General features: G+C 46.3%; 14 protein-coding genes. 9 read left to right on the top strand and 5 right to left on the bottom strand.

Annotated elements, in window-relative coordinates; genetic code table 11:
* Positions 1-131: 131 nt before the first annotated feature.
* Positions 132-878: a hydrogen peroxide-dependent heme synthase gene (hemQ, locus tag NKT06_RS25635; protein WP_253440625.1), complete on the bottom strand. Its 747-nt coding sequence runs from the start codon at positions 876-878 to the stop codon at positions 132-134.
* Positions 879-1,329: 451 nt separating this feature from the next.
* On the opposite strand from hemQ, the gene NKT06_RS25630 reads away from it, so the two are divergent.
* A complete protein-coding gene (locus NKT06_RS25630; protein ID WP_017692435.1) occupies positions 1,330-1,623 on the top strand; it encodes a YuiB family protein in 294 nt (97 codons plus the stop codon).
* Positions 1,624-2,006: 383 nt separating this feature from the next.
* Complete coding sequence (locus NKT06_RS25625) at positions 2,007-3,542, top strand: replication initiation and membrane attachment family protein (protein ID WP_253440624.1); 1,536 nt, start codon at positions 2,007-2,009, stop codon at positions 3,540-3,542.
* 119 nt (positions 3,543-3,661) lie between these two features.
* Here NKT06_RS25625 and NKT06_RS25620 read toward each other — a convergent pair whose 3' ends face one another.
* The 4 genes from NKT06_RS25620 to NKT06_RS25605 all read right to left on the bottom strand — a co-directional run bounded on the left by NKT06_RS25620 (position 3,662) and on the right by NKT06_RS25605 (position 9,795).
* Positions 3,662-4,207 carry a GerMN domain-containing protein gene (locus NKT06_RS25620; RefSeq protein WP_253440623.1) on the bottom strand — a complete coding sequence of 182 codons (546 nt, stop codon included), beginning with the start codon at positions 4,205-4,207 and terminating at the stop codon, positions 3,662-3,664.
* A gap of 31 nt (positions 4,208-4,238) precedes the next feature.
* Positions 4,239-5,627, bottom strand: a complete 1,389-nt coding sequence (locus tag NKT06_RS25615) for an N-acetylmuramoyl-L-alanine amidase family protein (RefSeq protein WP_253440622.1) — start codon at positions 5,625-5,627, stop codon at positions 4,239-4,241.
* 228 nt (positions 5,628-5,855) lie between these two features.
* On the bottom strand, positions 5,856-6,662 hold the full coding sequence (locus tag NKT06_RS25610; RefSeq protein ID WP_253440621.1) for a hypothetical protein: 807 nt from the start codon (positions 6,660-6,662) through the stop codon (positions 5,856-5,858).
* 316 nt (positions 6,663-6,978) lie between these two features.
* Complete coding sequence (locus NKT06_RS25605; RefSeq protein WP_253440620.1) at positions 6,979-9,795, bottom strand: endo-beta-N-acetylglucosaminidase; 2,817 nt, start codon at positions 9,793-9,795, stop codon at positions 6,979-6,981.
* A gap of 399 nt (positions 9,796-10,194) precedes the next feature.
* Here NKT06_RS25605 and NKT06_RS25600 point away from each other — a divergent pair, with 399 nt between their 5' ends.
* From NKT06_RS25600 to NKT06_RS25570, 7 genes are all read left to right on the top strand, one after another.
* Positions 10,195-12,024, top strand: a complete 1,830-nt coding sequence (locus NKT06_RS25600) for a sensor histidine kinase (RefSeq protein WP_483311597.1) — start codon at positions 10,195-10,197, stop codon at positions 12,022-12,024.
* A gap of 1 nt (position 12,025) precedes the next feature.
* On the top strand, positions 12,026-13,546 hold the full coding sequence (locus NKT06_RS25595; RefSeq protein WP_253440619.1) for a response regulator transcription factor: 1,521 nt from the start codon (positions 12,026-12,028) through the stop codon (positions 13,544-13,546).
* Between the two features lie 280 nt (positions 13,547-13,826).
* Positions 13,827-15,299, top strand: coding sequence for an ABC transporter substrate-binding protein (locus NKT06_RS25590; RefSeq protein WP_253440618.1), 1,473 nt, complete (start codon positions 13,827-13,829; stop codon positions 15,297-15,299).
* A gap of 77 nt (positions 15,300-15,376) precedes the next feature.
* The gene (locus tag NKT06_RS25585; RefSeq protein ID WP_253440616.1) at positions 15,377-16,306 is read left to right on the top strand and encodes an ABC transporter permease; all 930 of its coding nucleotides are present in this window, start codon (positions 15,377-15,379) and stop codon (positions 16,304-16,306) included.
* A 23-nt stretch (positions 16,307-16,329) separates the two neighbouring features.
* A complete protein-coding gene (locus NKT06_RS25580) occupies positions 16,330-17,250 on the top strand; it encodes a carbohydrate ABC transporter permease (RefSeq protein WP_253440614.1) in 921 nt (306 codons plus the stop codon).
* 36 nt (positions 17,251-17,286) lie between these two features.
* Positions 17,287-19,641: a glycoside hydrolase family 3 N-terminal domain-containing protein gene (locus tag NKT06_RS25575; protein ID WP_253442798.1), complete on the top strand. Its 2,355-nt coding sequence runs from the start codon at positions 17,287-17,289 to the stop codon at positions 19,639-19,641.
* 4 nt (positions 19,642-19,645) lie between these two features.
* Positions 19,646-22,861 carry an alpha-mannosidase gene (locus NKT06_RS25570; RefSeq protein WP_253440613.1) on the top strand — a complete coding sequence of 1,072 codons (3,216 nt, stop codon included), beginning with the start codon at positions 19,646-19,648 and terminating at the stop codon, positions 22,859-22,861.
* Positions 22,862-23,070: the final 209 nt, after the last annotated feature.

Genomic DNA, 23,070 nt, shown 5'->3' with positions numbered 1-23,070 from the left:
TAAATAGTTCAAACAATATAGATCTAAATCAAGCTTGAGGTAGTAGAATATTGATAGATAATAAAGCACCGCAGACAATATCCTTAAAAGGAGATGTCGCGGTGCTTTATTGTTTTGTTCGTTGTACTATTTTAGAGCTTAAGCATTTCTTCCAACGTACCTTCGTTCAACAGACTTCCCACATAGAACGAACCGAATTCGCCATAACGGGCGCTAACTTCATCGAAACGCATCTCATAGACGAGTTTCTTGAACTGAAGTGCATCATCCGCAAATAGCGTTACGCCCCATTCCCAATCGTCGAAACCGACAGAGCCGGTAATAATCTGTTTCACTTTACCCGCATAGCTGCGACCAATCATGCCGTGACTGCGCATCATGGTACGACGCTCGTCCATAGACAGCATGTACCAGTTGTCATTCAGCTCACGTTTTTTGTTCATCGGATAGAAGCAGATGTATTGCCGTTGTGGCAGAACAGGTTTCAGGCGGGCGATAATCTCCGGATTTTGCATCGGGTCTTCGCCTTCTTTGCCAAGGTAGTTGCTCAGTTCCACTACACTAACGTAGGAATAAGACTTCGTTGTGTATTGGGCAAACATCGTTTTGTTAAACGCGTTCTCAACAGCCTTCAGATCTTCCAGCGTTTCACGCAGGTGCATCATGACGAGATCGGCTTTTTGACCTACAACCGTATATACAACGGTACTTCCTTTGGATGAGTCCTCGACTTCTTTCCATTCTTTCCAGAATTCCTGAAGCTCGTCCAGTGCTACAGCACGTTCTTCATCATCTGCTGCTTTCCAGGCGGCCCAGTTAATCGAGCGAAAATCATGCAGGGCATACCAGCCCTCCAGTGTTGATGCGGCTTCGTTCATTGGTTTCGTTCCTCCTGCAAGGTATATTTCCAAATCCCTATAAGAGGTTGTTCAAAAAGTCCGCTTTTGATTACGAATCATGCCTGGTGGCATCATCAGCATCGAATATGGCATTCAGCCGAAATAAGTGGGAGGCTTCCGAAGTATGTTTCCTTAGGAAACATTGTAGCTGCTCACGTAGCTCTATCTACGCTCCGCTGCTCTATTTCTAACTTCATTCCATCTTCTCGGAATTGAAAACCAGTCTTTTTGAACACGCATTATAAGGGACGGGTGAGTGCTTTATCGTTTACATTGTATCCCAACATGAAGGAGAAGGGCAAATGAACAGTACATAAATATAGGGAAATTTGTCCAGAAAGTTCGTTGCTTCGCCACATTTTTTGCGGTACACTAACTACTATCCAGAAGTGAAACCCGAAAGTGTGAAAGAAGAGGTGAATGTCGCCCGATGCAATTTATACCTGTGTTGGTATTAATGGTATTATTTTTCGTTATGATGTTTGGTATCGGTTTCATTCTGAACATGCTGATGAAGACCACCTGGTTTCCTTCCTATCTGTTCATCATTGTAATTCTGCCTGTTGTTGTATACTCTCTATGGGATCATTCGTCGTCTCTGATGTCACATCTGGGTTCTTTCCAGCTTGTGGACTATATGACGGGCATCGCTGGACTGGCTGGTGCGGTAATCAGTGGCTGGACGATCCAGAAGTTACGTTTGGGTGGGTACAGAATGTTTTAGATTGTTGGAACGAGGTAACGCATGCCTGTAATCGCGTGAAAGTCTTGTCTTTGTCGTAAACGCTTACGAGTACAAAGGGAAGGCTTTTTTGCTGTTCATTTATATTCGGAGGATTATTGTACACTTGTACTTCATATACATCTGGAGAACATTCTCTTTAGATATTCCCTTGTATTCTGCGGCTACAGCTTTTATAGTATTCTAGCGGCACTCGACATTTTTATTTTAGAAATTTACTTAATACGGCGAAAACGTGAATGATGTCGACCTAGGACGAAACGGAGCGAGAACAGGCCATCTTTTTACCTGTTTTTGAACATTTGAGGATCAGACATTTATGATAGAATAGATAAACACACATTTGGGGAGAAGGAGATCAGGCTATGCGCATGAAGAATCTGCACCATTATACTGAACATCATCGCTACTGCGTATACAGGGAGTTTGGACTTAGCGCCCTGGATGACCGTATGCTTACAGGAGCATATCAGCCCATGGTAGGTGCTTTTGCGGTTGGCTTGTATCGGCTGTTGTTTCAGCATCTTCCCGGTGAACAGGTCGGTTATTCGCCGCTTGAACAGCAACGGAGGCTGTTCATGACGCTTGGCCTGGAGCCGAGCGAGAAAGGGCGTAAATATCTGGTAGAGCAGGCATCCAAGCTTGAAGCGGTGGGACTACTTCAGACTTCACGGCTATATATACCGGAAAATGATGATTACATCTACGAATATGAGTTGCAACCGCCGCTTTCTCCGGCAGAGTTTTTCCGGACACAGCATTTGACACTGCTGCTTCGTGACAAGATAGGCAAATTCGCCGTCCTTTCCCTGCGTTCGGGTTTCTCTGCAGTGGAAAATGGGGACGCGCCTTATCCGGCAGCCAACAAAGAGAATATTTCCGTTCCCTTTTACGATATATTTGAATTGAATACCCATGTGATTGATTACGAGTTGGAGCAAGCATTGTCGGAAGTATCAACGACAGCTCAGCGGACTGGCACGAACGATGCAGCGGAAGAAAACAGTTTGAACTATGCCGACATTATTTTGCGTTTCCCTCGCGAGTCGGTCAATCGCCGTCATGTAGAACAGTTGCGGTTCGATCATGAACAACTGGGCATTGTGAATTATGTGGTGAACAAGTTCAACCTTAGTGTGCAGGATGTATGCCGTCTGCTGGATGAAGATGATATCTTCACTCCACAGGGCCAGCTGATTCTGGATGATCTTCAGCATAAAGCGAGCATGCAGTTCAGACAGACGAAGAAGCGCCATGAGCAACAGACTGTACAGGCAGCCAAGGTCGTGGCACTGAGGCAGCATATGGAGGAGCCAGAGCGGAAAGAAGACTCCGGTGAACCACCTGTTGAGCATGGGGTACAGATGGAATATTACGTCGAAGTACCCCCGCAATTTATGACGAAGTGTGATATTCATCAATACAATATGATGTTGCGTAACGAGCCGTATACCCGCCTGTTGCAGACATTCTTCCCAGGTGCAGTACCGGACAATCTGATTGATATATTTGAGAAAATTGATCTGAGCTACAAGTTGCCTGGTGAAGTTATCAATGTATTGATTCATTATCTGATGGCATTACTTGTATCTGGCGGAGAGCAGCGGATTAACCGTAACTTCGTTGAGGCCATTGCCTCCAACATGTTGCTCAAGCAGGTGAACTCATATGAGAAAGCTGTGCAATATATTCGTGATCAGGCCAAGGTTAAAGGTAAACAGGCTGCTGGTGCAGCTGGAACCCGTACCCGTACATACGGCAAAGGAACCAAAGCTAAGCCCGAAATTCCGATTGTACAAGACATAAGCAACGATGGGGATGCCGTATCTGAGGAAGAGTTCGAAGAGATGATGAGATTTGCCCAACAGATGCAGGCGAGTAAACAAAAAGGAACTTCATAACTCCCTGACCAAGAAGAATTGCAAATCCACGTTCACCGACAAAATAAGAGCCATTCGCAAAGTATTGATGCGAATGGCTCTTATTTTTAAACATGCTTTGTATGTTCCATCGGATGGATCTATTCACGGGTTAGTGGATGTTCTAATTCTGCATGACCCATTAAACTGTCAGTTGCATCTCCATCAACGAGCAAATCAATACTGGTTACTTCGTCAAACTGAAAAAAGGTTCCTTTCAAAGCATCGATCGCTAAAAGCTCCCCGCCAGACCCTAATCTTGCTTCATCCGGAATATGCACATCCAGCGTTAATTTCCCTTGATCAAAAGTAGCAGAAAGTAGTTCAATATTACTCCACAATGGAATTAGTTCGGTTTGATCACTACTTTGAAGGGCCGCATAGGTCTTACTGTATTTTTCGGAGTCATCTTTGAATGTGATCTCCTTCTTATGTTGTTCTATCTGTAATAGTTGATCATCCGCGTAAAAAACCCCAATTTCTTGAGATTCTTCATTTTCTTCGCTTGGGTTAGTTATTGGCGCTGGTGTCGTATTTGCAGGATCGGAACCCTGCACTGGACCAGTAGAAGTAGGTTTGTTACCACACCCTACCGCTAGTATGCTTATTGCACATATTGCGATAGCCACATAGATTCTTTTTTTCATAGAAGCACATCCTCTTGAATTATTCACTGTCCTATAGCTTCAAATATTCTTTTATCCCATCCACAATGGCCTGTGCAGCTTTATTTTGATTGCTTTCTAACATCATGGCCTCCTCCTCCATCTGGTTGCTTAAGAATCCGATTTCTAGAAGAACCGCAGACATCGTGGTTTCTCGGATCACCTGGTAGTTTCCGTTCTTAACGCCACGATCATTAAATCCCAAGGCATGGATCAGATTTTTATGGATGAGAGTCGCCAGTGCTTTACTGCTCTCACGTTGGTAATAATACGTTTCAGTTCCCGATATCTGAGGAGCAGCAGTTACACTGTTACCGTGTATAGATACAAACACATCTGCATTAAGATCGTTGGCAAGTTTGACACGTTCCGGTCTTGTAGGGTAGATGTCCGTTTCCCGAGTCATCATTAGTTCTATGTCAGGTTCCTTTTCTAAAAGAGCCTGCACCTTTAGCCCTAAAGCAAGGGCAAAATGCTTCTCTTGCTTTTTGGTAAAACTTATTGTACCTGGATCACTTCCTCCATGTCCCGGATCAATAACGACTATTTTTTTGCCGCTGTTCACAGGAGTGGCAGGTGCAGGTTCATTTGCCATACTTAGATCAAGGATAAATTTGCCGGCGATTGTCTGTTGTGTGTAATTCACCGAACTTATATTGTTTAATTCAATTACAATTCGAATCTGAGGAGGATCATTTTTGAAAAGAGAATAACGTATCTCAGTAACACTTGGGAATTCGTTAACATCCAATCTTCCCATGGATCCTCCAGAGGGGACCTGTCCCATATTTCCGAAGTTGGTGGATGGGAAATCTAAAATAATTCGTTCGGGATTTTTAAGTGTAGATATGACTGGAGCAACTTCACGGTCTAATGAGACAACGAGTTGATTATTAGCATACGTTATATCATGAACCAGGTTAGAGCCTGCATCATTTCCATGAGAAGGTGAAGCTGGTTGTGATACATTATTGCTGGTTAGCGTAACAATCTTGTTTTTGTTATTCCAGCCCACTCGCAGACCCATCTCTTCACTAACAAAACGTAGGGGAACAACAACCGTATTCTTGATCATTTGTGGAGCGATATTAAGTTGGACGGTGTTGTTCTGGACTGTAGCTTGATCCTTTCCAACGGTCAAGGAAATTGCATTGGAAGCTTGTTCGATATTTACATTTTGTGTTTTTTGATCCCATTTCACGTTGAATTTTAAATTCTCAGCGACTACCCGAATCGGAATCATAATATTGTTTCGTACATTAACGACTTCAATATCATGGGGTAAAACTAGCTCCTGGCCATCTAAAATAATTTTAGTTTGATTCTTAGCTGCATGGGTGTGCAGGGGAATTAGCAAGAGTAGCAGCGTACTGAATAGTAACAGGATGATAGATTTCTTCATTTTACACCTCGGTTTTAATTTGCGTAGTACTAGACTCCTAACGGGGGAAAAACCAATCACCTCCTGTTTCTTTGATGAAAACCAAATTTTACTATAAATTTCCGTTCACTAATATGAACGCTACAAACGACATAAAAGTCGTAAAGAAAATCGGTTTACTACAAAATATGGACAAGAGAACTGTTGTCAGTAGGTAGGGGATAAAGGAAGGGGAGTTAAATAATGATGTTATTTATCTAATTCAAACCATTGCTGAGATTCATTCCGAGTTATTTTTTTTACAGGTTTAACTTTTTTGCTAGTGGTATCGTATCTGAAAAGAATCCATTGATCTGAAGGATACTCGCTAATGTAATCCATATTTCTTCCGCTCTTATGCCACAAAATTAAACCGGTGCTAATATAGTTGGTTGCCCGAGGGAGATAAACAAAACGGTCTTTCTTCGTATCGTATATTGCTAAAATGCTCTTCTCCGTATTTCCATAAGCAAATGCAATGATGTCTTCTTTTGGTGACCAATTATAAGATGTAATGGTTTCGACATCTTGTTTACCTGCGTTTTCAAGACGTTCGTTTAAAATGGTGTAATTTCCTGTTTTAACGTTCACAAGAATAAGATTGCTGCCGGCACTTTTTTCTGCTCGGATAGCAATCCAGCTATTAGATGGAGATTCAGCAACACTTGTGATATCCAATAATTTCACTCCAAAGTCTTCCGTATGCAGGATGTGTTTTTCTTTACCATGAGCAACTGTGATCGTGTCAATAATGTTGTGCTCAAAGTCGGCAGCAGCATCTAGCTTTAAGGTGTTCGCGGTTACAGTGATGTTGTCACCTTTCCAGACCATTTTGTTTGAGCCTATCGTTTTTATGAACTTAGGTATACTCTGGTATGTCGAAGCGTTCATAGAAGTTGATTTAGCGGCAATGTGTGCTACTTTCTCAGAAGGATGAAACGAAGATGATGCAGTGGATAACGTGCCCATGCTTCCTAAGACAATTACGCTTGATAATAAAACATTGGTGTATTTCATGATTATCACTCCTTCAGTTGGGGAGGCAGATACGTGATGTGATTCCCTCCAGATCGTTGTGACTGATGAAAACAAATGGCTCGTATGTACTCCAATCTTTGCTTATCATGATTAATTTGTAAAGATATGAAATTTTAGAGATCATTTGAAGTGAGATTTTAAAAAGGATATTAGTAACGATGAAGGGTTTTCAGTTTCGTTTCTAAACACATTGATCCGTAACGTAACCCTCAACAAGTACAGCCCTTCAACTTCCTTTGGGAAGTGAAGGGCTGTAAGTATCTCAACTAGCATACAGGCGTGCACGAAATTATAATTACCTCAAAATTGTAGTGGCCTGATTGCCCGCATAATCCTCAATGACCAGCTTCAATGAGCTGTTGTTGGACGATGGCGTGAAGGTCAGTTCACTTAGCTTTGTTCTTCCCCGAATGATATACGGAAATTTCTGCGAAACGTAAGTGACTCCGAACTCGCGCGGCACCCCATTTTCATATACATAGATTTTATACCAGTCCTCCAGATCCGGCAGGGCAAGCGTGTATTTCCCATCTTTTACCGTGACCTTATCCTTGGCGTATGGTGTAATCTGAAGATCTGCGAGCTGTCCGGTATGGGTAACCGGATTCTGCTCGCCAATGGCGATGTTCAGTACGTAATGTTCACCATTGGTCGGAAGTCCCGTCAGAACGGCGGATGATTTTCCTTTTTTGACCTGAAGCGACTTGGTGAAGGGTTCATTGGTGTATTCGGTTTCTAGTGTGAGCTGAATGGACTCGTTGCCTTTACCCTTGTCTTTATTTTTATCCTTATCCGTATTCTTATCTTTATTCTTGCCTGTATCTTTTGCTTTCTTCGGGTTGTTCCAGCTGACAATGGCATCGCCATTCTTTTTGAATTTCACATCAATATTCTGAACGGCTGTATTCAGATCGTAGGGTAGGACGGTTGCTTCACTTTCGGTACCATCTGCACCAACAGCACGTATGGACAGTTCACCAGAAGGCTGTTTTAGTGATTTAATATAAAAAGTGGAATCATACACACCCCCAACATAGGCACCATTTTCATATAAATTGTATTGTTTGACCTCTGAATATTCTTTCATGTCCCAGGCGACAACCAGTTCATTCGTGTTGGTCAGTGCTTTGGCAATATGGAATCCAGTCGGTGCATCCGGTACAGCCGCAGAACCGTCGAACATACGAATCTCGCCAATATTCATCTGATAATTCTCAATGGTCTTACCGTTCGGGTCAAAGGATAATCCTATAGCGGCAATGGTCTTGCCTTGATATGCACTCAAATCCAGTGTAGCTGTCTTCCAACCTTCGGTATGCTGGCCTGCATTAGGCACATTTACGTTGACCACGTTGGATGGATCATCTTCGAAGATCAGTCCAACATGCAGGGAAGAAGCATCGCTGGTGGACGGTTTGTTATACGTCAGCTCCAGTTTGGATTGTCTGTTGACGGACAGGTCGGTCTTGTACAGGCGCAGGAAGTTCTCCGCGTTCAGTGTACCGTTTACCACGAGTGAGCTGCCGCCCTGGAATGCGCCAATGGAATCGTAGTTGTACCTTGCGCCTTTCTCATAAGATGGGCCATAATCAAAATCGACACTCAGCTTGTCGCCTTCGCTATCCATCCACCATTGCCAGGTAACAGGGATGTCCTGAATGTTGATATTGGACCATTCCTTATCGTTCGAGACAGCGCCGTCTTCATAATATTTCAGACCGTGACCCGTATTGAAGCTTGTCGCAAAATTAGAGCCGTTGATGACGGATCGCTCCGTAAGATATGCAGCGATTCCATCCCAATTTGCACCGGAAGCATACACGTCCGACAGATCGGCAGATGCATTACGACGTGCATCCGTTGGGTCCTGATTTGGACCAGACCACCAGGCACGATCGCGCACAAAGGTCATCCATTGGTACTCATCCTCAGCTCGATAATTGGTGCTGCCATCGCCCATCTCTTCATCCAAGGCGTTGTGGGTGAAATCGGCACCCAATGTCGCGATACTATTCATGGGCTGACCGTGTTCGTCCAGGTTATGGCGCAGGTCGTAGGATTGCTTCCAGCGACCGAACTTGTCATGACCACCTTCGACACCAGCAAATACAGTTTCCAGTGGATCCAGTCCCAGACTAAGGGCATGATCACGGGAATCGCGGAGCATCTTGTGGTTCCATACATAGTTCAGGAAGATGGAATCCGAGACTCTGCCGAGAACGGAATCCTGTACAAAGGGGCTATTAAGGCCGTTAAACTGGTTCTGGTATTGAATCTTGCCTGTTGTATTGATGGTGGAATCATACCACTGAACGTACAGGCCTTTATCTCTTAGATATTTCATGAATTTCTTGTAGGAAGCGATATCCTCAGGGGCTACACCCCGGGCAACTTCTTCCTGATTGAAGAAGTATCCATCGTAGTTGTAGTACTCTGCCATCTCCGCCAGTTTCTCGGCAACAGGGAAATTACCGTTTTCATCCTGGATCAGCATTTGTTTGTAGGTCTGAGGGCCACGGTCATTGTCCGAGAAAAAGATGTTGGCAATGGACTTGACGCCATTTTTGTGGGCTGCATTGGTATAGGCCGGATTCGGAATATTCAAAATGCCAAACTCGAAGTATTTCTCCGTCCATTCCTTACTGGGATCGTATAATTCCTCCGGCACTCCGGCAGAAGCCATGCCATGCCAATAGCTGTAGTAGTCTGTATATTGCCAATAATTAAAGAGATATTGGCTGAATTCATTGGTATAGGGTGTGCTATCGAAGAATGCATTGCCGTAATCGCCACTCATCGTAAATAGCTGGGTGTCGGGACTAAGCTCAGGATAAGCCTGCGTGGCAGCGAACGGTTCATTACGGGGCTGCAAGGGGACATGGGCACGAAGCAGATCACCATGGATGTCACTTTCAGGTGTCCAGTTCAGAATCTGGGATGAGGTATACCCGTGCTGATAGGGCTGATTCACCCCTTTGGCGCTTTCACCTGTGTAAGGGAGCGTGTCTCCTGCATAAACGGATGATGCAACAACTTGTCCAAGCAATGCCGTAGTCAATACCATGGCAGTTACCTTGGGTATGAGGCCTTTTGGTTTCAGTTTGCGTGTCATGATGTTCCTCCTTCAAGTGGAATGAATGGTTGGCATTCTTTTACACAAAGCTAAACTTATGGTTAACGATAGTGGATGAAAGCGTTTTTAAATAGGGTGAAATTAAAGAAACGCGAGTACAAACTAAAGAAAAGTTACAGGTGACAAGTTAATGTCAGAAGCCGGGTGATATAATTCTATATAAGTTAAACTAATTTTTTACACGATAACGGAGAGGACAGAAGAAACCTGAAAAAGCGAAGCGTTCGCCTTTATCACCGGATTTTCCCTTGGGAAAAAGGAATCAAAAAATCTGGGGATAACAGCGATTGGAAGGTTATTCTGTCATCGTAGTGTCAGTGTAAATATCTTTAGTTCAACTTAATAGTCAGGAAAACAGCATCGGAGGGAACATGCGACTTGAAAATTGTTAGCGTTTACAATAATTTCTTCAAAAATAATATGTTTATGAAAATGCTGTTGATCTTCTCGATGATATCGATTGTCACGATCATTACATTGTCTTATATCATCTTCCTGTCGGTGTCCGACTCCACGATTCGCCGGGAACTGGCGATCCAGAAAGCGGCGATGGAACATGTGGATCGTTATATTCATCAGCAGTATGAATCGGTACAAAACATGGTGAGGGACATGCATCAGAATGAGGCACTCTCCGCCAACATTACGTATCTGATGAACCACTCCTACGCTGAATATGTTCAGCACATGACAAATGGATATTATGCCAATCAGGACGACTATTCGGCCGATGTGTTAAAACATTTTCAAAACATCATGGATCGCAATTCGCAGATTAACCAACTCATGTTGTATAGCGCTGAGCAGCAGGATCTGTCTGCCTTTAATCAACACAAGCAGTTCCGCAAGCTGGACACCAATGTAGCCCATTCCTATATTCCTGACGTGATGGCGATGGAAACGCCCAATATCAGTGCACCTAATTACTGGATTCGCAAAGAGATCAATCAATGGGACCCTGCGCTCTATTCCATCCGCGTACCGATTAACAATACACAGACGCTTCGAAATCTGGGGCAGTTTCTGGTGTTTTTTGACTCGGAGGGAATCGGGAATGCACTGGATAACTACGAAAGTAATCTGAAGGGAGAAATCGTGGTGTTATCGGCCAAAGGAACGGTCTTGTTCGACTCCAACAATCAGTATTACGGGAAAAAGTACCCTTACGTGAATGTGGCCGATTCCCTGTTTGATCAGACGGATATGGATTCGATGAAAAAGGAGCAGAACATGTATGTGAACAAGTTTGTCTCCGCGGATCAGGGTTATGTGGTCATGGGTACCGTTCCGGTGGAAGAGATGGCCGAGACCTATGCGGGGATTCGCAATACCATCATCTCCATCAGTATCGTCTGTATTCTGTTTGCCGTGTTGGTTCCGGCGTTTTTCATTATTAATTTTGCAAAACGAACCCGTCGAATCATTCGCTTTACCCAAAAAGTAAAATACGGCAACCTGACGGCTCGCATCGACGATCCGCGCGATGATGAACTGGGGCAGATCTCGCATAGCTTCAACGACATGCTGGATGAGCTGAATCTGTACATTGAACGCGTCTACAAAGCCGAGATCAAACAAAAGGAGACCGAACTGGTCGCGTTACAGGCGCGTATCAATCCTCACTTTCTCTACAATACGCTTGAAGTGATTCGCATGAGGGCCATATCCCAAGGGGCGAGAGATGTCGGCGAGATGATCTATAGCCTATCTGTATTGTTCAAGAGCCTGGTACAGCAGAAGAAGAATTACACGCTGAAGGATGAGATGGAAGCTTGCCGCTTGTATCTCGAGTTATTCCGAATCCGCTACAAGGATATTTTTATATACACGATCCAGATCGACGCTGCTTATTATCAACACCCTGTGGTCAAACTTTCGCTGCAACCCATCATTGAGAATTATGTCGTGCACGGCATTCAGACGGAACGTTCGGATAACCGATTATCGATTGTTGTGGAAGAGACGGATAATGTCATGCAGGTGGAGATCAAAGATAATGGCAAAGGCATTGATCCTGCACGCCTGACGGAAATCCTTGAAGAACTGGAACGTCCAGAAGAGTCTGGTCAGATGTTCGGACTGCGCAGTGTTCATAGTCGATTGCGCTTTCTGTATGGGCCGGAGTTCGGTATCACCATAGAGAGCACCCTCGGTGAGGGAACTCGGATCAGGGTGCGTTATCCACATACAGAAGGGACGGGAGTTTAACATGTACAAGGTGTTTATTGTAGACGATGAGCCGTTCATCATTGAAGGGTTATACGATATTGTGGATTGGTCTTCATTTGGTATGGAAATTGTGAGCCATGCAGGTAATGGGCAGGCCGCGTTACAAGCGCTCTCCTCTCAGCCTGTGGACATCCTGATCACGGATATATCCATGCCACTCATGAATGGTCTTGACCTGATTCGGGAAGCAAGGCGAGTGCAACCTGAGATGAAAGTCATTATCCTGAGTGGTTTCAATGAGTTCGAATATCTGAAGGAAGGCATGCAGCTGGGGATCGAAAACTATCTGCTCAAACCGATTAATGTGGAGGAATTGGAATCCACGCTGAGCAACACAGCGTCCAAGCTGGATCATACAGTGGCACCTCAAGCCGATGATGCTTATGGCATTCAGATTCTGAAAGATAACATTCTTCATCGATGGCTTACGGGACAGATTGCAGCTACCGAATTTGAGGAACGTGCCCGGTTTATGAACCTTTCTCTAGAAGCCTCGGATGTGGCTGTCGCCATATTGCGTGACAAAGACAAAGGGCAAACATTCGGCATGTTTGAACGTGTGGAGGAGATGCTGAAGGACAAGTCCCATCTGAATGTCTTTCATGACATCGATGGTGATCTCGTCATTGTTGCCAATGTCGACGGTAACGAGGATGAGGAACAGAAGTTAATGGATGGCCTTCAGGCTTTATCCGATGCCATCTCAGTAACACATCCTGCGGTACGTATTGGTGCGGGCAGGTTGATGAAGGGCATATACCATGCGCCTGCCAGTTATGAAGAGGCAAAAAAGGCGCTCCAATACGTGATGATCTATCCCGATCTGAAAGTCATCGACCATGCCATTCTGGATCGTTGCGGCAACTCGGCAGCGTCCTTTTTCATCGACTGGAGGGATTACGCGAAACTGATTCTGTCCCGGAATACAGAACAACTTGCGGAACGGATTCGTATGGATTTTGAACAGCATCGCAATGGGCTTACGCCCGGGGAGCTACAGAATACCGCATTGGAAGTGGTGATTCGCTTCAAAATGGAACTGGAGAGCATCAAACACTCGGATGAGTCTGCCATATACCAACAAGGGCTTCAACTTGTACTGGACAGTGGCACTTTTGATGAACTCGTGCGGGCGCTTCAGCAAGTTGCGGCGCAGACGATCCAATCCCTATTGCAGGATATGAAGAATCCAATTGTGAACCAAGTCCTTCAGCATATCGACAAACACTACGCAGAAGAACTTTCCCTGAAGCTGCTGGGTGCCCACTATCATCTGCATCCGGTGTATTTGGGACAATTGTTCCATAAGGAGACCGGGGAGACATTTGCCGAATACATCAATAAATACCGGATTGAACGTGCGAAGGAACAACTGCGCAATACCAATCTGAAGGTACATGAGATCGCCCGAAATGTGGGGTACTGGGAGACGGGGTATTTCTATAAACAGTTCCGCAAGTATGTGGGAATTTCACCGACGGATTTCAAGGTGTTTGGTTAATTCGGTGACAGGTATATCCAAATGTGCGGACGGAGCTCGAAGAGACATATCGGGAACAGGAATGGCAGCATGAAGATCATGCCATACGTTACCCGGCATGTCTCTTTCATGTAAGCGATTTATTTAAACAGGTACAAAATAGTTGTCCAAGGATGATTTCTCTTTAATTTGTACCTCGAAAACTTAAGTTTATCTTCTTTTTGTAAATGCTTTCATTCGATAAGGTTAAAGCAGTTAGTAAGTAGAGCCTAAGGGAACACGAAAAGGGAGGATCAAAGAAATGAGTAAACAAAGAAAACGCTTCTCACTCGTTCTTGCATTGTTAATGGCCGTTACACTTGTTCTTAGTGCCTGTGGAGGAAGCAAAGATGCTTCGGAATCCGGGGGAGCTGGAGATGACGCGGTAGAGTTGATCTGGTATACCATCGGTACCCCTCAGAAAGACGTCAACAAAGTGATGGAAGAAGTGAGCAAGTATACCAAAGAGAAAATTAATGCCACGGTAACGATGAAGATGGTTGACTGGGGTGACTACCCGCAGAAGATGCAGGTTAACGTAGCATCCGGTGAGCCAATGGACATTCTGTTCACCTCTTCCGGTGGATTCGATTATGTACAAAATGCCAGAAAAGGAGCATTCCTTGAACTGGATGACCTGCTTGCTGAATACGGTCAGGATCTCACCAAGACCATTGATCCTGCATTCCTCAGCGGTTCGAAGGTAGACGGACACAATTACGGAATTCCAGCCAACAAAGAGCTGCCTCAACAAGAGGTATGGCGCTTTAACCAAATGCTGGTTGATAAATACAAGCTGGACACCTCTGGTGTCCGTACGTTAGACAGTCTGGAGCCTTTACTGAAAACGATCAAGGAAAACGAGTCGAGTGTAACACCTTTTGCCATGGATAAAAACTATGTTCCTTACGTGCCGTATGACTATGTCATTCAGAATCTGCCGATGGCAATCAAGCTGGATACAACGGACTATAAACTCGTGAACATATTGGAAACACCTGAAATGAAAGAAGCACTTACGACGATGCACAAATATTATAAAGCCGGTTATGTATCTGCTGAAGCAGCTACAACAGGTTCCACGAACGACCTGACAACATCGGGCAACTGGTTCCTGGATCGTGCACAGACACAGCCGCTCGCGGACAACCAATGGTCTGCAAGTTACGGTTATCAAGTTGTTTCAACACCTGCAAGTGAACCGATTATAACGAATACATCTGTACAAGGTTCCATTATGGCCATCTCGGCCAACTCGGAATATCCAGAGAAAGCGATGGAGTTCCTGAACCTGCTGAATACAGATCCTGTGCTGCGCAATATGGTGGACTCCGGTATCGAGGGTACACACTACAAAAAAGTGGATGACACGCATATGGAAAATCTGCCTGAATCGAAAAACTACGATATGCCTTCATACTCCCTTGGGAATAACATGCTGCTCTATCTGAACAGTAATGACCCGGACAACAAATGGGATGAGTTCAAGAAGTTTAACGCTGAAGGTACCAATTCCCCGATCCTCAGCTTTAACTTTGATTCAAGCAATGTATCTGCCGAACTGACGGCGGTACAGAACGTGAAAGAGCAGTATTGGGCAGCACTGATGACAGGTACACTGGACCCGGCAGCCAATCTGGATCAAGTGATTGAGAAGTTCAATCAAGCCGGACTGGAGAAAGTAATGGCGGAAGCCCAAAGCCAGCTGGATGCCTGGAGAGCAGAAAACAAGTAACAGTACATCGTAAGGATCGGGCGGCTGCTTATCGCGTCCGGTCCTTTTTCATTCAAGCCTGAAGGAGGAACTCCACAATGACTACATTTTTGAAAAACCTGATTAGAAACCGGGTCATGCTGTTCATGGTGCTGCCAGGCGCCATCTGGTTCTTCTTCTTCTCCTACTTGCCCCTTGTGGGTACAGTGGCTGCCTTTAAGGAATATCGGTTCAGCCGTGAAGGGTTCTGGGCAAGTCTGATGAAGAGCGAATGGGTAGGCTGGGACAATTTCAAATTCCTGTTCAGCACAAGTGATGCATGGCTCATTACACGCAACACCCTCTTTTATAACATCGCCATTATCTTCCTGGGACTGGTATTCGCTGTGGCACTGGCAATCCTGCTCTCGGAACTGGTTAACAAACGACTCGCCAAACTGTATCAAACCGGCATGTTTCTGCCGTATTTTCTATCCTGGGTTATCGTTGGTTACTTCGCTTTCAGCTTCTTGAGCATGGACCGCGGGATGTTGAATCAGATTATCGGCTGGCTCGGGATGGAACCAATTCAGTGGTACTCCGAGGCAAAATATTGGCCGTATATTCTGGTGTTCGTAGCGTTATGGAAAACGATCGGTTATAGCAGCGTTGTTTATCTGGCTTCGATACTTGGGATCGATAAATCGCTGTATGAAGCAGCCATGATTGATGGAGCAAGCAAATGGCAGCAGATTCGCAACATTACGATTCCGTTGCTGTCGCCGATCATCACGATTATGACCTTGCTGGCCGTAGGCCGCATTTTCTATGCTGACTTCGGACTCTTCTATCAGGTGCCAAGGGATTCGGGTACGCTTTATTCCGTGACAAATGTTATTGATACGTATGTATATCGTGGTTTGAAAACTAGTGGTGAGATCGGCATGAGTACAGCAGCGGGATTGTATCAATCCGTGGTGGGCTTTGTGCTTGTTATTATCTCCAACTATGTTGTTCGCAAAATCGATAAAGACAGCAGCCTATTCTAGGACAGGGAAAGGAGTGAACCACTATGGCTCAAGCAGGGCTTGTTAAAAAACGCGACTTCCACCACGTATCCAGCGGCTGGAACGTGATCATGAACATCATCGCCGGTCTATTTGCTCTGATCTGTGTATTTCCTTTTGTATTTGTAGTCATTATCTCGTTTACGGATGAGAAAGCACTGGCCCGTGATGGGTATCGTCTGATTCCGGCAGAATGGAGTCTCGCGGCATATCAGTTTGTCTGGCAGAGTGGGGACACGCTACTGCGGGCGTATGGAGTGACCATTCTGGTGACGGTACTCGGTACTATCATCAGTCTGATTCTCATGTCGCTGTATGCGTATGCGATTTCCCGTAAGAGCTTCAGATATCGGAGATTTTTCTCCATCTTTGCGATTCTGACCATGTTGTTCAACGGCGGGATGATTCCAACTTATATGGTCGTATCCCAGTTGCTTGGACTGAAAGATACGTTATGGGCACTGATTCTGCCGCTGGCAATGAATGCCTTCTACATTATGATTCTGCGTACATTCTACTCCACCAGTGTGCCAGATGCAGTCATTGAATCGGCGAAGATCGATGGCGCCGGTGAGTTCTATACCTTTATGAAAATCGTAATTCCACTCTCCTTGCCGGGACTGGCAACCATCGGGTTGTTCAGTACACTTGGTTACTGGAATGATTGGTTCAATGCTCTCTTATACATTGATAACCCCAATCTGGTGCCGCTGCAATCTATGCTGATGCGGATTGAGTCGAGTATTCAGTTCATCCAGCAGAACTCTGCTAACAGTTCGATGAGTCTGGCAGCCATGCAGTCCATTCCGCAGGATACGTCCCGAATGGCGATGGTTGTGCTTGCCACGTTGCCAATTATATTCGCTTATCCGTTCTTCCAACGTTATTTTGTACAGGGTCTGACGGTGGGCGCGGTCAAAGAATAACCGGATCTTGCTATAGGATTGGAGAGATGCAGATTGATGACTTACAAGGACCAAAGCAAATCCGTAGAGGAACGGGTACAACACTTGCTGAGCCTGATGACTACGAAAGAAAAGGTAGGCCAACTTACGCAGCCATTTGGCTGGCAGACCTATACGAATGATCAGGGAAACATCACATTAAATGAATCCTTTAAGCAGCAAGTGGAGAATGGCGGCATTGGCTCCCTCTATGGTGCACTTCGTGCAGATCCCTGGACTGGCGTTACGCTGGAAAATGGACTTTCCGCCAGAGAAGGCGCGGAGGCGGTTAATCTCATTCAACGCTATGCGGTCGAGCATTCCAGATTGGGCATTCCCATCCTGATTGGGGAAGAGTGCTCGCATGGTCATATGGCGATTGACGGAACGGTTTATCCCGTCCCCCTTTTACTGGGGAGTACGTGGAATCTGGATCTATACCGGGAGATGTGCCAGGCAGTAGCGCGGGAGACACGTGCTCAAGGCGGTGCGGTTACCTATTCTCCGGTACTGGATGTTGTGCGTGATCCGCGCTGGGGGCGTACGGAGGAATGTTTCGGTGAAGATCCGTTTCTCATTGGAGAACTGGCAGTTGCTTCCGTGGAAGGACTTCAAGGTGAAAGTCTGGATCGGGACGATGCAGTTGCTGCTACGCTAAAACATTTTGTCGGTTACGGCAGCTCGGAAGGTGGACGCAATGCAGGACCTGTGCATATGGGCTGGCGTGAACTGCTGGAAGTGGATCTGTATCCATTCCGTAAAGCGGTAGAAGCAGGCGCAGCTTCCATCATGCCGGCGTATAACGAAATTGATGGCACACCTTGTACGGTAAATACGGAATTGCTGGAAGATGTTTTGCGTAAGGATTGGGGCTTTGATGGTCTGGTTATTACGGATTGTGGCGCGATCAACATGCTGGCAAGTGGGCATGACGTCGCGGCAGATGGACTGGATGCATCGGTGCAGGCGATAGAGGCAGGCATCGATATGGAAATGTCCGGTGAGATGTTCGGGCAATATCTGGTGCAGGCGGTGGCAGAAGGCAAGCTTGATGTGCAGGTTCTGGATCAGGCTGTCTCTCGCGTGCTGGCATTGAAGTTCAGACTGGGCTTATTCGAACAGCCTTATGTGGATGCTGATCGGGCAGCAGAAGTGATTGGCAGTGAGCAGCATATTCAACTAGCACGCCAGTTGGCGGCGGAAGGGGTTGTGCTTCTCAAAAATGAGGCCGACACGCTACCTTTATCGATAGGAAATTTGGGCCGGATTGCCGTCATTGGCCCCAATGCCGATCAGGCCTACAATCAGCTGGGTGATTACACGTCTCCGCAACCGAAGTCGAAAGTGGCGACGGTACTGGACGGGATTCGCAGTAAGCTTGCTAATCGTATGGATATGCAAACGGAGAAGAGTTCTGTTGGTTTTTTGACTGGTGACAGCAGTGTAGATCAGGTTCTCTATGCACCAGGATGCCGGATCAAAGGTGATTCAAAAGAAGGATTTGAGCGTGCTTTCGAAGTTGCCAGTCAGGCGGATACGGTGATTATGGTGGTTGGCGGCTCCAGTGCGCGTGACTTTGGAGAAGGAACAATCGATCTGAAGACGGGCGCTTCCAATGTATCGGATCACTCATGGAACGATATGGAGTGCGGTGAAGGGATCGACCGGATGACGTTGGGGCTTGCCGGAGTACAGTTGGAACTCATTCAGGAGATTCACAAGCTCGGCAAAAAGCTTGTCGTTGTCTACATTAATGGTCGTCCCATCACTGAACCTTGGGTGGATGAACATGCCGATGCGATTCTGGAGGCATGGTATCCGGGTCAAGAGGGCGGGCATGCCATTGCAGATATTCTGTTCGGTGATGTGAATCCGTCAGGCAAATTGACGATCTCCATTCCGAAGCATGTCGGCCAATTACCGATCTATTACAACGGCAAGCGTTCCCGAGGCAAGCGTTACCTCGAAGAGGATTTGCAGCCACGTTATGCATTTGGATACGGACTGAGTTATACCACATTTGAGTACAGTGAACCGCAGCTGAGTGATGCATCCATGACAGCGGGTGATTCAGTCACGGTATCTGTGAATGTGACCAACACCGGCCCTTATGCAGGTGCAGAAGTTGTACAGATGTACATCTCAGACGTGGTTAGCTCACTGACTCGTCCCGCCAAGGAACTGAAGGGGTTTGTGAAAGTGAACCTGGAGCCTGGAGAGACACAGACCGTGGAATTCCGAATTGGAGCGGAGCAGTTACAGTATATTGGTCGTGATTTGAAGCCTGTCGTTGAACCGGGCCTATTCCATATTCATATCGGCAGCAGCGTAAACGATACGCATATGACCGAACTGACCGTAAGGGAGGCGTAAGACATTGGAACGTATCAGACGATTTATTCGCGAGTTGTCCGAACATCAGTGGCTGGAGCAATTACAGCTGCGTAGCTGGGACATTACCCGCGCTTATTATAATGTGCCAGGACAGTATAAGGATCATGGTGAGTACCCCGAAGGGCAAGATTTTGAGCGTTTTCCGAGCAAACAGGGAATGACTTATTTTTTTAGAACACGTTTGGAGATCCCTGCTACATGGCAGCAAGCACCTTATGGGCTTGTATTTGAGACAGGCGGAGAAGGTTTGCTTCGGGTAAATGGGCACTCTTATCAGGGCCTTGACCGCAATCATACCTACGTCACGCTTGATCCAACCAAAGTCGGGACCAACCCAGAACTTGAGATCGAGATGTTTGATCCAGTACCTGAACCTGTGGACCCCTTGAATCAACAGGCTGTTATTCAACCGCCGATTACATCAATTACGAGCCTGCTGGTAAGACCAAATGAAGCCGTTCGCAGTCTCATGTATACCGTCATTATTGTACGTGATTCGGCTGTGCTGCTGTCAGAAAGTGACTTCAGGCGGGTTCGTCTGCTGGAAGCCATCTATCGTGCAATGGACCAATTTGTAGGCATGACAGCAGAAGAGATCCAGCAGGGAGAAGGTATTCGCCACATCGAGGAGAGCCTGAGGCATCAAGTCGTTGAGATTGGCGGTAACGCGGAAGGTCTGGAGCATATGGTGGGACAGTCCCATATTGATATTGCGTGGCTGTGGCCTGTACGTGAGACGGTACGCAAAACGAGCCGTACCTTCTCCACCGTGGACGCACTCATGAATGAATATCCCGACTATGTGTATTCCCAGAGCCAACCCTTGTTATATGCATTTCTGAAGGAGCATGATCCCGAACTGTATGCGCGAGTGAAGCAGCGCATTGCAGAAGGGCGTTGGGAGCTTGTTGGCGGTATGTGGGTTGAGCCGGATCTGAACATCCCGAGTGGGGAGTCCCTGATTCGCCAGATGTTATATGGTCAGCGTTTCTATATGGAGGAATTCGGCAAGACATCACAGATTGAATGGCTGCCGGATACATTCGGGTACTGTGCCTCACTGCCGCAGATTTTGAAACATGGCAATGTGGAGTATTTCATGACCACGAAGCTCGGATGGAATGACACAAATGTGTTTCCATATGACCTGTTTCACTGGGTGGGGATTGACGGCACACCCATTCTGTCTTACCTCAATCATGGTGTTAATGAGAACACCCTGCCAAAAGACATTCACGACCATTGGCAGTCCTACCGGGAGAAAGCAGCGCATCCGGAGCACATGCTTCTATATGGACATGGAGATGGCGGAGGCGGGGTAACACGCGAGATGCTGGAGTATGTCGATCGTGCAGACCTGATGGTTGGACAGCCTGCAAGTCGTTATAGTACAGCCGGAGCTTTTTTTGCCGGAATTGAAAAGGAGCAACCTGTACTTCCGAAGTGGCATGGTGATCTATATCTGGAATTACATCGGGGAACCTACACGACACATGCGCGCAATAAGCGCAACAATCGGAAAGCGGAGGTTCTGTATCGAGAAGCTGAGTTGTGGAATACACTCGCTCAACCGGATATGGAGGCAAATGCAGAAGCTGAAGTGCGTGCGGCACTGCATGATGGTTGGAAACTTATTCTGCTGAATCAATTCCACGATATTATACCGGGATCGGCGATTACGGAGTCCTACGTGACTTCGAATGAGGAATATGTACAGGTATTTGAATTGGGTAGAACCGGACTGGATCAAGGCATTGCAGCATTGACAACGGGGATCAACACCGAGGGACCAGAAGGTTCAGTAGCCTATGTTGTATTCAACAGTCTGGGCTGGAAACGGAGTGCAGTCGTTCAACTTTCTGTGCAGGATGGTTTTGATCGCTACGGCATCGATGAAGAAGGCCAGCGCCTGCGAATGGATCGGGAGGATGGTAGCATCTCTATTCTCGTGACAGACATTCCGGCGTTTGGATATAAAACAATCTGGCTGGTACCGGAAAACACAAGGGAAACGAATGTACGGGAAATGACCAACCTTGCCGTACAACCAACCTTTAATGATACATGGGATACCGCTCTTTATCATATACAGTTCAACGAACGCGGGGAGATCACCCGTCTGTGGGATAAGACCGCGGAGCGCGAGATGCTGAAGCCAGGTGAACGAGGCAATCAGCTTCATTTCTTCCATGACCGTCCGACACTCTGGGATGCATGGGATATCGACAATCGTTATGAGGAACAGGTTGCTGGCGAAGTGGAACTGGTGGAGAAAAAGCTGGTGCTGGCGGGTACAACGAAGGACGTCCTGCGCTTTCACTGGAAGCTTCATCAATCGGTGATTACACAAGATATCGTCTTTTATCACGACTCACGGCGAATCGACTTCCAGACACAGGTGAACTGGAATGAAGATCACAAGCTTCTGAAAGTTGGTTTCCCTATTGATGTGGTGACCTCCAAAGCGACATTTGAGATTCCATTTGGCGCACTGGAACGTCCAACGCATCGCAACACAAGTTGGGAACAAGCCCAGTATGAGGTCTGCGGACATCGCTTCGCGGATGTAGCCGAATATGGATACGGCGTGAGCTTGCTCAATGACTGCAAATACGGTTATGACGTGCAAGGCAGCACGATTCGTTTGTCCTTGTTGCGTGCCCCAAAATGGCCTGACCGAACGGCTGATCTGGGAGAACATGAATTCACATATTCCCTGTACCCGCACGACGGAGACTGGAGAAACGCACACACCGTACGTCAGGCAGCTGAACTGAACACGGAAGTGGTCGTGCAACAAGTAGAGCAAACACAACACCCACAACAAGTGCAATCGATGGAACAGGTGCAGCAGATGGATCAATCACAACAAAGCACAGGGGCTGAAGTATATCCAACGGCAGATGCAACAGTAACTGTTGCACACCCACGTCCAGCAACTGGATCATGGATTAACTTCGAAAGCCAGCATGTCATTCTGGATACCGTCAAACTGGCAGAGGATGGACACGGCACCGTACTGCGTTTCTATGAGTCGTCAGGCAAACGCGAAAACATCACATTGCAATGGCCACATGCGTTCGAGCAAGCCTATCACTCTAATGCACTGGAAGAACCAATCAAACCACTGGCCCACACTAACGGCCAGTTTACACTATCTTTTAAACCCTACCAAATACAAACCGTGCTACTGCGGTAAACCTTTTTGAAATTTTTCTGAGCTATACATGTTCAATTAAAAATTTATACGATAACGGAGAGGACAGAAAGAATTCGAAGAAGCGAAGCGTTCGCCTTTATCCCCAGATTTTACCCTTTAGAAAAGGGAATCAAAAAAATCTGGGGATAACAGCGATCGGAGGATATTTCTGACCGCGCAGTGGTCCCGTGTAAATTTTTTGTTTCATC

Origin of the sequence: Paenibacillus sp. 1781tsa1, from assembly GCF_024159265.1 — a bacterium.
Taxonomy (GTDB): domain Bacteria; phylum Bacillota; class Bacilli; order Paenibacillales; family Paenibacillaceae; genus Paenibacillus.
Note: the sequence above shows the minus strand (reverse complement) of the source record. Positions and strands in the feature narration are given on the sequence as shown.

Coding starts and splice junctions, on each gene's coding strand:
- hemQ (WP_253440625.1), bottom strand. CDS start 878: ATGAACGAAGCCGCATCAACACTGGAGGGCTGGTATGCCCTGCATGAT.
- NKT06_RS25630 (WP_017692435.1), top strand. CDS start 1,330: ATGCAATTTATACCTGTGTTGGTATTAATGGTATTATTTTTCGTTATG.
- NKT06_RS25625 (WP_253440624.1), top strand. CDS start 2,007: ATGCGCATGAAGAATCTGCACCATTATACTGAACATCATCGCTACTGC.
- NKT06_RS25620 (WP_253440623.1), bottom strand. CDS start 4,207: ATGAAAAAAAGAATCTATGTGGCTATCGCAATATGTGCAATAAGCATA.
- NKT06_RS25615 (WP_253440622.1), bottom strand. CDS start 5,627: ATGAAGAAATCTATCATCCTGTTACTATTCAGTACGCTGCTACTCTTG.
- NKT06_RS25610 (WP_253440621.1), bottom strand. CDS start 6,662: ATGAAATACACCAATGTTTTATTATCAAGCGTAATTGTCTTAGGAAGC.
- NKT06_RS25605 (WP_253440620.1), bottom strand. CDS start 9,795: ATGACACGCAAACTGAAACCAAAAGGCCTCATACCCAAGGTAACTGCC.
- NKT06_RS25595 (WP_253440619.1), top strand. CDS start 12,026: ATGTACAAGGTGTTTATTGTAGACGATGAGCCGTTCATCATTGAAGGG.
- NKT06_RS25590 (WP_253440618.1), top strand. CDS start 13,827: ATGAGTAAACAAAGAAAACGCTTCTCACTCGTTCTTGCATTGTTAATG.
- NKT06_RS25585 (WP_253440616.1), top strand. CDS start 15,377: ATGACTACATTTTTGAAAAACCTGATTAGAAACCGGGTCATGCTGTTC.
- NKT06_RS25580 (WP_253440614.1), top strand. CDS start 16,330: ATGGCTCAAGCAGGGCTTGTTAAAAAACGCGACTTCCACCACGTATCC.
- NKT06_RS25575 (WP_253442798.1), top strand. CDS start 17,287: ATGACTTACAAGGACCAAAGCAAATCCGTAGAGGAACGGGTACAACAC.